A 13,353-nucleotide genomic window follows, 5' to 3' on the forward strand; every position below is an offset into this window, starting at 1 on the left:
TGGTGATTATGGGGTCAATAGTGGTATGACCATCGGGTTCTGAAAAAGTGCCTTGAATGGGTAGGAAAAATAGTGGCAAGCGACATTAATAGTTCGGGATGGCAGTTTTTTCCATCCGGTTGGCAGAACAAGCCTGCCACCCTGGTAGCAGGCTTGCAAAGCTTATTTATCCTTGCTCATCTTCTTTAGGTTTCCAGAACTTCCATCCCCCACTTTTCTTATGCTTCTTACTTTCCTCTGACTGCTTGTCTTGTGCGGCCCGGGATCGCTGCTGTTGTTGTTTGAGAGTTTCTATGACGTCCTTTTCAAAGGCCTCCTTAGTGGTGATCTGAGGCAACAATCCCGGGTTAAAGCTGAATAGTTCGGGCTCTGCATTGACCACTGGTCCCAGTAATCTCTGCACTTCTGTGAATACCTGCAGTTGTCCCTCCAGAATGATGTTATGGGGAGTGTGGGGACTAAACGGATATTTCATCATGAAAAACAGCGCTTGCACAATCCGGTTACGCAACCAATGACTATCAGGCGAATTGAACATTCTCAGGTTACCATCGACCACCCAGCTGACAATACAGTTGATCGAGCGTGCGTCATATCTCGGCCAAAACGCCGGTTCCACCCGTTCAAGCTCGCTCAACATGTTGTATGCCTGGTTGGTTTGTCCCAAAAAGGCGGTAAACAGTGCCGTCAAGGACACGTAGGAAGCGTAAAGGTTGCGATTTTCTTGCGGGCTGCGTTCAGACTCTGTGGAAGTTGACTGATGAAGCAGGAAATACCACGCTCTGCTTCGGGCGTAAGCCAGATTATTGCTTTGAACGTGACGGACGCCATCAAACCGCATGGAGGATATCTGGGCCAGATTCTGAAGGAATGTGAGGATGTGGCCTGCCTGAGGGTCATTGTTTTCTGCATTTAACTGAACTCTGAATGCATTTAAAGCTATGACATTAATATAGTTATACAGGGCGACAAACACTACATCGGTGAATCTGGCCACAACATCGCTGTCGGCTTCAGGATGATTGATGTGATGTTGTAATGTTCGCACCGAGTTGAGCAGAGTCTCTCCTTCAATCAGCTGCTCCCCCAGCTGCTGGTTGAAGGTTATTCTGCCCTGGCTAAGATAACGGTCCAGCATTCTGGCGTTTGCACTCAAAGCCCTGAGCAGAACCGGGTCACCAAGTTGTTGTGCAACCTGCCACAGGGCATAGTGAAGATCAATCAGTGTATAGCTGTGCGGACTCGTATGAATGGCATTCAGAGCCTCATTGACTCTCAGGTCGGTCAATGAGTCTGGCACACGCACCGGGAATACATCGGTGGTGCCGTCAGTCTGGTCTTCACCCAAAAGCTCTGTCATTAATGCGTTACGTCGTTCCTGCCAGTGAGTATTGGCTTGCCTGATGAATTCGTCCGTTACGGCAGCGTCCCCATTGGCACCCTCATCCCCATCGACAGCCTCATCGCCATCGGTTTCAGGGGGGAGGGGGACTGTGACGCCTGGTTCGGGTTGCAGATTAAGGTTTTCCATATTCGCATTAAGCTCGACCCGGGGAGGAAGCATTACATTGGCGGTATCTGAGCCAGTGCCTTTGGGGGGGATAACTGAATAGGCAGTGCCCGCTGAAAGAGAAAGCAGCAGGCTGGCGGACAGCAGCAAATGTTTGCTGCAGTGGTCAGAGACTTCGGAGAGTGACCATTTTTTTTTGAACACTTTACACATCTCACTTCGGTTGATGAATTATGAAAGCTTGATGTCCCTAAGTACTCAATCCTGAACGGATATTGTGTTTATGGTATATAGGCTGCAGCAGGTGCTTTTGAGCCTGGCGGATCAGTATAGCCAAGGACTGTTAAAACGAGACACGGTTGAATTAAAAAGCTCACTGATACAGTAGGATTGTCTGAGACACCCACCATTAAGAAGAGAAAATATGCAGGAAGTAAAAGAAAAACTGAATCTTGAAACAGCCCGGATTCCCTGGAAAGCACTGGAGCGCTTTTTTGCTCAGGGTATTGTGCTGAATGTGTCAGCGTCGCTTGATCTGGTTGAAGCGGCTTGTGCGGTGTCGATAGATGACACCCGGCAGGTACAGGCATGGCTTCAGGATGGGCAGTTAACAAAAGTCACAGACCAGCAGGCGATTCAATGGCATGAGCACAACTTTACCGCAGTCCAGAATGACGCCATTGAAGTTCATGTAAAAGTTTTTACCCACTTTAATGTTGTAACCGTAATCACAGGAAAACTGACCGTTCAGCGTCGTAGTGTCGTCGGACTTTCCAAACAGCTGACCAACCAAAGCGCTTTTTTCCCGTTCATCAAAGCATGTACTGATTTGATGGCAGAGCTTTTTCGCTTTCAGGCGATCTTCTGGCAGCCCTTCAGTGTTAGGGTTATACAACATTCCACTGATAAAACTTTTTTCTCTGTGAGTCAGCTCATTTTGGGGCAGCATATTATTCATAAGTGATGTCACTCAATAAACAAGGGGTATTTCTATAAGGCAGAACCAAAAACGGAGCCAGTACGGCTCCGCTTTTACTTCAGAAAAATGAAGTTAGCCTTTAACAGGTCGCAGTCGGAATGCGTACTGATAAGGCTTTACCTGTGGCTGATACTGCATTGGCGGCATGGAGCCCCAGGAGTTTTGACCACCGGTACCCATCTGGGTCAGGTCAATATTCCAGGTCACCAGATTGCCAGGCAACAGGTCAGCACCATGCTTGCAGGACATAGGCGTCAGGCCGGATGCCCCCATGGAACCATCGTCTGCCACAAAATCCAGCTCTGCAGCAGCAAAAGGCCAGGCACTGGTATTGAGCAGCGTGTCTTCAGCCACCACTTCCAGGCCAACACCATCCTGCTGCGTCAGCGCCACCCAACGAACATCCGTCTTGTTAGCTGTTTCCTGTGGACGTGGATAAGCATGAATCTGCTCCTGAATGGTGCCACCATACACGGCCGCCTTTGCACCCTTACGGTCTTCGTAAGTCTCTACCGGACCACGACCAAACCATTGAATAAACTGGTAGTCAGAAGACAGAGTCATTTGCAGACCAAAACGCATCATCACCGGCAGCTCTTTCTCACCCGGCGTGAATTCAGCCGCCACACGACACTCACCATCAGCAAAGACTGTGTAAGTAAGAACGTACTGGCACTCGATGGTTGGCAGGTCAAAGCGGGTAATCACCTGAACTTCCTGCGAACCGGACTGCTCCACTTCAATAGCGATCAACTGACGTTTAGCTCCGGCATCCTGCCAGATGGTCGCCCACTCAAACGCCTTAGCGCCCAGGTCGTTATCGGTCAGGCCACGCCAGAAGTTTGGTTCCAGACCGGTGCGAATCAGGTTCTGTCCGTCCACCCGGTACTCAGCCATCTGCCCTGTCTTCGTATCAAAACGAATGTCGAAGTTATGCCCTTTCAGAGAAACAGATGTTTCTGATTCCGCCAGCTTAACGCAGTGCTCTTCGTTAATCGCAGGCTGCTGGTAGGCAGGACGAGCGGTCAGGGAGAACTGATCCCATGCAGCTTCATAACCAGAACCCAGCATCGGCTCATCGTCGCGGGTTAAAGCACTCAGGGTAATCAGGTATTCCTTGTCTTCGCTGATATCCAGTCCGGACAGATCAACCACCAGCGCTTCACGCTGCCCCGGCTTTACAGAGCTAACACCCAGGGAGCCTTTAGCCACCTGAATACCGTCAGCGCTCACGTGGTATTGAATTTCAAACTTGTCCAGACCAATAAAGTCATAGCGGTTTTCAATTTCAAAACGACCAGCGGCAGCGTCAACCCCATGGAAACGAACAGGCTGATAAACCTTCTTCACTTCTGCCATGTGAGGGTGAGGCGTACGATCAGGCGCTACCAGACCATCGTTCATAAAGTTGCCGTCGGTAGGCAGGTCAGGATGATAGTCCTTACCATAGCCCCAGTATTTCTGACCCTTGTCGTTGGTCAGTTCCAGCGCGTGGTCCATCCACTCCCAGATAAAACCACCCTGCAAGCAATGACTGTCGTCAATGATCTTCCAGTAGTCATTCAGGATACCGACAGAGTTACCCATAGCGTGGGCGTACTCAATCATGATCATCGGACGACCGTCGTCTTGCTGAGCAAACTCTTTCAGGCGTTCCAGGGTTGGGTACATCGGGCAGACAATATCCGTATAAGGTGCTTCGCCAGCTGGCTCGTACTGAACCGGACGGCTACCGTCACGCTCTTTTACCCAGTTGTACATTGCTTCAAAGACACAACCCTTACCGGCTTCATTGCCCATGGACCAGATAACGATACAGGCGTGGTTTTTATCCCTTTCCACCATGGCCTGCATACGGTCAAGATGAGCCGGAATCCAGGACTCGGTATCGCCAATCTGGGTTTCAGGGCTCAGGGCCAGCGGATGAGATTCAATGTTCGCTTCGTCAACAACATACAGGCCGTACTCATCACACAGCTGGTACCAGCGGGAATGGCACGGGAAGTGACTGGTGCGCACCGCATTGATGTTATGCTCTTTCATCAGGCGAATATCGGTGAGCATGGTCTCTTCAGTGGCCACATGCCCCAGGGTTGGGTGCAACTCGTGACGGTTTACACCCTTGATTTTAATCGCCTTGCCATTGACCGTCAGTCGACCGTCAATAATTTCAATACGACGGAAACCCACTTTATGGGAAGTGGTTTCCAGAACCTTGCCGCTGCCATCACTCAGAGTCAGCATCAGGGTATAAAGATTGGGCGCCTCAGCACTCCACAGTCGAGGCTCTGCCACTTCAGCAATAAACGTCAACCGTTGTTCAGTGCTGTCAAACGCTACGCTTTGCTGCTGACTGACGACAGCCACAAAGCCGTTTTTATCGTCAAGCAACTGCGCTTTCAGGGTCAGATCCTGCGGGGCAGATTCGGCAAAATGCTTCAGGTCTACGTCGAGGTTGATTTCGCTCTGGGTAAAGGTGTTGTCCAGAGTAGCCCGACAGTCAAAGTCAAAGATACGGGTCTTATCGGTTGAATAGATAAAGACTTCACGCTCCAGACCAGACATATCCAGCATATCCTGCTTTTCCAGATAGCTGGCATTAGACCAGCGGAAAATTTCCAGGGCAATGCTGTTTTCACCTTCGCGAACATAGTCAGTGATATTAAATTCAGCCGGATTCTTAGCGTTCTGAGTGTAGCCAACACGCTGACCATTGATCCAGATAAAGGTAGCGGTTCGCGCTCCCGCCAGTTGCAGGAATATTTCCCGGCCTTCCCAGCTTTTATCCATCTCAAATGTACGACGATAGGAGCCTACGGGATTGTATTCTCTAGGCACTTCCGGCCATTCCGTCTGAAATGGAAAACGCTCATCCAGATAGATAGCTTTATCAAAGCCCTGAGCTTCCCAGTTACCGGGAACCTGAATATCGTCCCACTGGGAAACATCAAAGTTCTCTTGCTGGAATCCTTTCGGACGGGACTGGGGATTAATAGCGCAATTGAATTTCCACAGACCGTTCAAAGACAGGTAGTTGCCCGCCAGCTCCGGCTTGTTGTTCAGCGCCAGCGCTTCAACGGTGTAAGGAAATGCATTAACTCTTGGGGCTTCTTTATTAATACCGTTGATCTGGTGATTTTCCATCACCGCAGGGACATGATTGATTTCTTCGTACAGATCGATGACTTCCCGGTCACCATACACGACAGCAGACATATTTATTCCAGAAATGTTTATTTGGTTTCAGCATCCCGGTCAGAAAGTGACTGACCGGGGCTTTGAGAATTCAGAAAAAGCGGTTAGACAGCAGGCGCAGAGACCAGGGAACCCTGTTCAGACTGTTTGCGCTCAAAGCGGGCATACAGCACCCATGCCAGACCCAGATAGAAGGCCAGACCACCAAAGTTGATACCCAGTGTCAGCCATGGGTTGGCGTTTGAACCCAGGTCCTGACCGGCAAAGTAAGCTTCCCAGACGCTTGGAGCCGGGATAGAGGTCACAATGGAGGCACCGAAGAAGATCACCAGCAGCAGACCGGAAATACCCAGAGCCACGGTATTGCTTTCGGAAATCTTGAAAGAACGAGGCATATCGTTGTGTTTGATACGCAACCCCATGTAACCAATGATCAGGAAGATAATCGGAATCAGGGAGTTCAGCGCGGTCATGCTGATAACGGTTTGCATGAAGGTTTCAATAGAGTCGATACCCATGCCAGGGATCAGCATCAGTACGGTAACGATAGCGGCCTGAACCCAGAGCGCATTCACCGGGGTCCCCTGCTCATCGGTTTCCAGCAGCATGTCTGGCAGCAGACCTTTTGGCAGTTCGGAGAACATGATCTTGGCAGGAGCTGCGGTCCACAGGGCCAGGCCACCAATGGCAGTGATTGCCAGAATGACACCTACAAAATTAGCAATCCATGGGCCAACACCGATCTGGGAACCCAGCTGAATGAAGACACTGAAGATACCGTTAGTCAGGTCTACTTCATCCTGCTTAAGTACCAGAGAGGTCGCGTAAGCACCCAGGATGTACAGGCCACCGGTCACAATAGCAGCGACAATCACACCCTTAACAAAGGTTTTGTTACCACCCTTGGTGTCATTCACATAAACACCAATACTTTCAGCACCACCGAGGGCAAACAGCAACCAGGAAACGGTCATCAGTGTTCCCCAGCTGTTGATTTTCGGCATAATGCTCTGGAAAGTGATTTCCTGGGCAGGCTCATGACCCAGCACCAGAACGGAGATGAGCGCAAAAGCGATAAAGACAAACCCCATGGTCAGTGCCGCAGTACCTGCAATAGTGGTCAGGCGGGACAGCCACTTAACGCCTTTGGTGCAGACCCAGGTGTTGATCCAGAACAGGGCGATACAGGAAAGCGCCAGAGTCATACCAGCGTTGTCGCCAAAGATATTACGACCAAACAACCCCCAGCTGCCGTATACCAGAATATTGGAGGTCGCTGTCGCGAAGTAGAAAATATTGGCGAAGAAATAAGTCCAGGAAGCAAAGAATGCCCACTTAGGACCCATGGAAGACTCCACCCAGCTGTATACGCCGCCTTCCTTGCCTTCGTTGGCACTGGCGTATTCTGACATCATCAGCACCAGCGGCAGGAAGTACACCAGCGTACCCACAAACCACAAGGTCATACTGGAAGGACCAATCATAGCGTACTGGTTAATTACATTTCGAAAGCCAAAGACGGCGGTCATCACCATCATGACCAAGGCACCAAAGCCTATTACTTTCCTGTTATCTGACATCAATAATCCCCGGACAACTATAGGCAAAATGTGTTTTAGTAAAATTTTACTTGTAACTCTAACCGGATATTCACCAGAAATAACTGATTCAGATCAAAAATCACCAACAGTTCAGAAAGATACTGAACATATCATTCCTTTATTGATCACATCTGATGAAATGAAACAAAAACCCAGCAACCAGAGTTCTTAGTCAGGGAGTCTGAAAAAAATAAGACTACTGTCTTTTATTTTCAGTCATGTCTGAAGGAAGCCGGAGCTACAAAACACCAGCCGGAGTGGTCTGTGACGGTATTCTTCCCTGATATCGGTACACAGTGGTTAGCGAGTTGTTCCCCGGCTCTTTAGCCGGGCCGGTATGGTGAGGGTCAGTGGAATATCACGCTCTTCCCTGATCTGTTCTGACAGCAGGTTCACCCCCTGAATCCCCATCACTTCTGAGTGGATTCTGAATGTAGACAAAGGAGGAAAGGTAAACCTGGCCGTCGGTATGTCATTGACACTAATCAACGCCACATCATCAGGCACTTTTATCTGGCACTCGTGCAGCGCCCGCAGTACGCCAATGGCAATAGAGTCTGATGCAACAAAGACAGCTTCAGGCAGAGACTTTTTAACCATTTCCTGCGCCAGTTTGTAGCCTGAAGAACTTGAAAATTCGCCACGATAAACATCACGCGGTGAAACCACCCCTTTTGCCTGACCATAATCCAAAAAAGCCTCTTCACGCTTATCAACCACATCAACAGCATCACTGCCGCCAATAAAACCCAGCTTTGAATAGCCTTCATTAATAAAAAGATCAACAGCCTGACGGCTGATTCTGGCCAGATCGGTATAGACACAATCAACCTGCCCCTCAAAGCGGGCGCTATCTATACACACAACATAATGAAAGCGTTCCTTTAACTGTTGCAGCAAAGTATCTGGCGCACAGCCAACCAGCAGCACACCACTACAGGCACCGGTATCCGATTCCGGATCAAATCCATAACTCTCATTCAGGGTGATATTCAGCTTTTTGCACTGGCTCTCGATGCCGTAGCGGATAGACAAATAGTAGGGGTCGTGGAGTTCACTTTCATGACTGTAATTGTAAACAGCCAATATATTCAGGGCCTCTTCCTGGCTGTTTCTTCTTTTACGTGTACTTTTATACTGCAGCTGCTCGGCCACTTCCAGGATCTTGTGGCGGGTTTCATTTTTTACACTGATTGTCGGATCATCATTTAACACCCTGGATACCGTTGAAAGCGAAACCCCTGCTTCAAGTGCAATTTCTTTTAGCGTGGCCATATAAACTCCTGAGAACAAAACTGCCTTTATACCATAGGCAAGAAATTTTCCTAAAAAAAACCATCAAGTCAGTAGAACCTCTTTATTTCAGCAAAAAAACAACGAAATAAGAAAGATTTCGACACAAATACTTTAAGTAAAAATAACTAAAACAAAGATAACCTTAATAATCAATTTCACTATTTCGACACCTGAATACGAACGAATTCCAAAAAACTTCCACAAGGGGAAACGCCTGAACCCGACATTAGATTCAACCTCTACTCTCAAAAGAGAATCACCCTCAATACCCTGTAAACAATTGATATCAAAAGAAATATTTCAATGCAAAGGCTTGATACTTCTGACATTTGCGAGCATTGGTAAGAATAAAAATCCGCATTCCCGCCAAAACACCTCATGCTTTCACCTACCAAAAAAACACAAACTACCAATCAAATATTACTAAAAATTGACAAAGATCATATAAGTACATCGAAATTTCGCATAAGCTCCTGCCGGCTTTTGTAAGGAAATATTTCGGCACTTAACACCACCTTTCGGTACGTAGCTTTACGTTTCTGCATCTGTTTTTTTGCTGAGTTCCTGTTTACGCATTCGATTTCAGTTGTGTCAGCTGCCTGCTACCTGCTCAAAAAACAGGGCGGTCAGCTTTTGCCTGAAAAAAGTTCATTCAACACATTGGTTAGGCTTCTATCAGCTATGCGCTTTAAGAAAAGTTTACTGGCGGCATCGATCATTACATCGATGGCACTGACAGGTTGTACTGACAACAGTAAAGATGACGGAATCACGGTTGATCGTTCTCCCCTGAACCCTCTGGGTAAGATCGCCCTGCAGTATGACAACGTACTGAATCGTACCGGTAACCCAATGGCACTGCGTGACCAGGACGGCTACAGCAACATTGCCTACAACCCTCTGTTCGACAATGGTAGCTGGCACGGCTTCCTGCTGCCGGGCAGCGCTGCTACTTACGGCAGTTTTACTGGTCCTTCCATTATCGCGGAAGAGTACAATGTGCTGCTGGGCAAATATATGGACCAATTGTCCCTGACCGACAGCGAAGGCCGTGTTTACGACCTGACATCCGCCAGAAGCCCTCAGCTTATTTCCTACCCTGGCGCGCTGTACCAGCGTTATGACCTGGGTGATATTGAAGTGGCTATGGAAATGCGTTTTGTTGATCAGCGTGTTTCCCTAGTTAAGACAACCGTTCTGAACAAAACCAACTCCGATAAAGAGCTGAGCTTTAACTGGGCGGGTGAACTGACCGAAGACCTGCGTCGCAGAGAAGGTGCAAGCGACGGTGACACAGTAACCGGAAAATACGGTGAACAGTTCCGCACCTTAACCGCCACCAACCACGGTATTAATGTTCGTCTGGACGAACAGCGTGACACCTGGGTAATGATGACCCAGAACGATGCGACCTTTATGATTCGTCGTACACTTGGCGCAGCATCCAATCTGATCGACCCACTCAAGTACGAGTCCAAGTCCGCACCGGTGACCATCGCTGCTGGTGGTTCTACCTCTGTCTGGTCAACCCAGGCTTACGGTCATGACGCAGACGAAGTCGCAGCCATTGAACAGCGCACCACCCGTATCCTGAACAACCCGGAAGGCTACTTCCAGGAATCTGCGGATCGCTGGGAAGGCTACCTGGTCAACGGCCTGACCAACGAAAACGCCACCGAACAGCAGACCCGTCTGGCGGTTAAAACCATCCAGAACCTGCACACCAACTGGCGTTCCCCTTACGGCTTCCTGAAAACTTCCGGTGTAACCCCTTCCTATACCGCACCATGGTTTGCCGGTGGTGTATGGCCATGGGACAGCTGGAAGCACGTTTACGCCCTGGCGCACATCAACCCTGACCTGGCGATGGACAACGTTCGTTCCATGTTTGACTATCAGGTGTTAAACAATGAAGACAAACAAGACACTCTGCGTCCACAAGATGCTGGCATGATCATCGACGTTGTGTTCCCGAACATGCAGGGGCTTCGTAAAGACAAGCCTTTCAACGGAGACTGGGATTTCTATAACAAAGTCACAAAAGGTGAAGGCCGACATCTGGACGGTGGCAACTGGAACGAGCGCAACACCAAGCCATCCCTGGCTTCCTGGTCCGTATGGGAAACCTACCTGGGTCTGATGGAGCAAGATCGTCCAGAAGATGCGAAAGCATGGATCGAGGAAATGTACCCTCAGCTGGTTGAATACCATAACTGGTGGTACACAAACCGTGATTACAACGGCAATGGTATTGTTGAGTACGGCGCCACTATGGATCCATCTCACAATGGTGCGCTGGTAGGTGGTGAAGTTGTTGAGGGAAGTGAACTTAAATTTAAATTTACTTACTCTCGTGATCTGCCAGGAATGGAAGACGACCTGTTAAAACTGATGGAACAGTCTTGTCTTGACGCAAAAATTGGCAAGGAAGTCATCTGTTACAGCAATAAAATGTATGAAGAAATGCTGAAATGGGGTGAAGCTGACCTCTTTGCATGGGCGCAAGAAGGTGCAGCCTGGGAGTCCGGTCGCGATAACGCTGCCAACTTCGGCTACATCTACACCGCAGCAGACGAAGCCAACAACCCTGAGCGCAAGGACCAGCTGACTCCATACGCTAATGAGATGTATGCAGATATTGAAGATGAAGCTAAAAGAATGAGACTGGCCCGTGAAGACTGGACACCTCGTTTCTTCCAGATTCAGGATGAACAGGGTACCCCACTGGGTTACACCATCAACCAGGAGTCTGTTGATATCAACTCCTACCTGGCGGCTGAAAAGAACTTCCTGGCTGATATGGCTGAGCTTCTGGGCAAGCATTCTGAAGCAGTGACTTATCGCTCTGACGCACAGAAGATTGCGGACTACATCAACACCTGCATGTTTGATGAAGAAAGCGGCTTCTACTACGACTTCAAGATCACCGGCGACAAGATGGAACCTTACCAGTGTGACACGAACGGTGAGCTGCTGACCAAGCGTGGCCGTGGCCCTGAAGGCTGGTCTCCACTGTTCAACAACGTTGCCACCTATGAAAATGCGGAGCGTGTTAAGAACGTAATCATGGATGAGGATGAGTTCAACGCTCCAAAGGTTCCATTCCCAACCGCCTCCCAGACCAACCCGGCCTACGGCCCGGACATCTACTGGCGCGGGCGCGTATGGGTTGACCAGGTGTACTTCGGCCTGATGGGTCTGCAGAACTACGGCCACCACGAAGAAGTTCAGATACTGATGAACAAGATTCTGGACAACGCCGAAAACCTGCTGGAAGACGGCGCCATCATGGAAAACTACAACCCTGAAACGGGTGCGGTTCAGGGCGCGACCAACTTCGGCTGGAGTGCGGCGCACTTCTACATGATGTACCGCAACTTCATGAACAAGTCTGAGTAAATCTGACAACTTGTTTCTGAACGCCTTTTTATAAACAACTTTTAAATAACTTTTCAATAAAGAGTGGCTTGTTGCGGCCTTTACCTCTGACTGGGTACTGGCCGCACTTTTAAACCACCGGACATTGGCTACTTAACCAAACACATGAGTAAAGAAATGAAAAAGACATTACTGGCTATCGCTGTTATTACCGCTTCTTCCAGCGCTGTTGCTGGCTGGACTTCCGAAGATGGTCGTCTGTCTATTGGTGGTGATGCTGAGATTAACTTTGACGCTTTCAGCAATAAAAACGGCGTAACTGGTGCAAGCATTCCAACCCGTGACGACCGCGGTAATACTTCTACCCAGCTGAACGACGACTCCCGCATCCTGATGGATGTAACCTGGCGCGATACCCGTGAAGACGGCAGCTACATTCAGGCCACTGCACAGCCTCTGTTTAAAGCAAACGGCAATGTAGAGATGGATGATGCCTTCTTTGCTTTTGGCCGTGAAGACAGCTGGGATTTCCAGATCGGTCGCTTCGAAGCCATGGACCTGTTCCCACTGGGTAAAGATATTGCCATGTTCTACGCAGCCGGTGGTGATGAGATGGGTGGCGGCGTTTACTACTACATGGCTAAAGAAGGTCGTGGTCGTCGTGGTGACGCAGGTCAGGCAAGAATCGCAGGTCATGCAGGCAACTGGACTACCGAGATTTCCACAGTTTATGGTAATACCGCTGATGTTCTTGGCGTTGAAGAAGGCGGTAACATCAAGTCCAAGCACAACAGCTTCATGGTTCGCCCTGCTGTGAACTACCTGAGCGACAGCGGCACAGTCAGCATCAGCTTTGGTGGTGAATACGAAGCCAACAGCGACTCTGTCCTGATCAAAAACGATCAAGGTAAAGAGTTCGACCTGTCTGATCGTTATGGCCTGTCTGCTACAGCAACCCTGACCTTCGGTGATCTGGTATGGCACAACAGCGCCGCCTATCAGGACGCCAAGGAACTGCATAAAGCTCAAACCTTCAACAGTAACATTGAGTACAATGCGTTCGGTCTGGGTGCTTCTTACGCCAAGAACAAGTACACCGACAGAAACAAGGGTGAAAACTACGCAGCGCCTAAGTCCTACCTGGTTTACACCTCCTACACTGTACCAGTACTGAACTTCCATAACGCCGAAGTGACTTTCGCACTGTCCCACTCCAAGACAGAAAATGCTTACGGCACCAAAGGCAATGACGAGAAAACTACAGCCTTCCGTACGCGCTTTAACTACTACTTCTAAACGAATAGTCTGAGAAAATCAGACATTCCGGAAGTCGATAACCTGACACCGACATTACACTTCAACTGTCGTCTGTGTCAGGTTATTATCCACCTCCC

7 protein-coding genes and 1 pseudogene are annotated in these 13,353 nt (G+C 49.2%); 3 read left to right on the top strand and 5 right to left on the bottom strand.

Features of this window, described 5'->3' with window-relative positions; genetic code table 11:
* Positions 1–166: 166 nt before the first annotated feature.
* Entirely contained in the window at positions 167–1,714 is a 1,548-nt protein-coding gene (locus V5J35_RS05685; RefSeq protein WP_354010334.1) for a hypothetical protein, read from the bottom strand.
* 220 nt (positions 1,715–1,934) lie between these two features.
* Between V5J35_RS05685 and V5J35_RS05690 the strand changes: the two are divergent.
* Positions 1,935–2,153: pseudogene (locus tag V5J35_RS05690) on the top strand (DUF2288 domain-containing protein); the annotation flags it as partial.
* Here the strand turns inward: V5J35_RS05690 and V5J35_RS05695 are convergent.
* The 4 genes from V5J35_RS05695 to ebgR form a co-directional block, all read right to left on the bottom strand.
* Complete coding sequence (locus V5J35_RS05695) at positions 2,118–2,468, bottom strand: maltose acetyltransferase domain-containing protein (protein WP_354011371.1); 351 nt, start codon at positions 2,466–2,468, stop codon at positions 2,118–2,120. The pseudogene V5J35_RS05690 and the gene V5J35_RS05695 sit on opposite strands and share 36 nt — an antisense overlap.
* A gap of 93 nt (positions 2,469–2,561) precedes the next feature.
* A complete protein-coding gene (locus V5J35_RS05700) occupies positions 2,562–5,705 on the bottom strand; it encodes a glycoside hydrolase family 2 TIM barrel-domain containing protein (RefSeq protein WP_354010335.1) in 3,144 nt (1,047 codons plus the stop codon).
* 83 nt (positions 5,706–5,788) lie between these two features.
* A complete protein-coding gene (locus V5J35_RS05705) occupies positions 5,789–7,264 on the bottom strand; it encodes an amino acid permease (RefSeq protein ID WP_354010336.1) in 1,476 nt (491 codons plus the stop codon).
* 321 nt (positions 7,265–7,585) lie between these two features.
* A complete protein-coding gene (ebgR, locus tag V5J35_RS05710; protein WP_354010337.1) occupies positions 7,586–8,560 on the bottom strand; it encodes a transcriptional regulator EbgR in 975 nt (324 codons plus the stop codon).
* 702 nt (positions 8,561–9,262) lie between these two features.
* On the opposite strand from ebgR, the gene ygjK reads away from it, so the two are divergent.
* Entirely contained in the window at positions 9,263–11,980 is a 2,718-nt protein-coding gene (gene ygjK / locus V5J35_RS05715; RefSeq protein ID WP_354010338.1) for an alpha-glucosidase, read from the top strand.
* Between the two features lie 156 nt (positions 11,981–12,136).
* On the top strand, positions 12,137–13,255 hold the full coding sequence (locus tag V5J35_RS05720; RefSeq protein ID WP_354010339.1) for a carbohydrate porin: 1,119 nt from the start codon (positions 12,137–12,139) through the stop codon (positions 13,253–13,255).
* Positions 13,256–13,353 lie beyond the last annotated feature (98 nt).

Source organism: Endozoicomonas sp. NE40 (genome assembly GCF_040549045.1).
In the GTDB taxonomy this organism is placed as follows: domain Bacteria; phylum Pseudomonadota; class Gammaproteobacteria; order Pseudomonadales; family Endozoicomonadaceae; genus Endozoicomonas_A; species Endozoicomonas_A lisbonensis.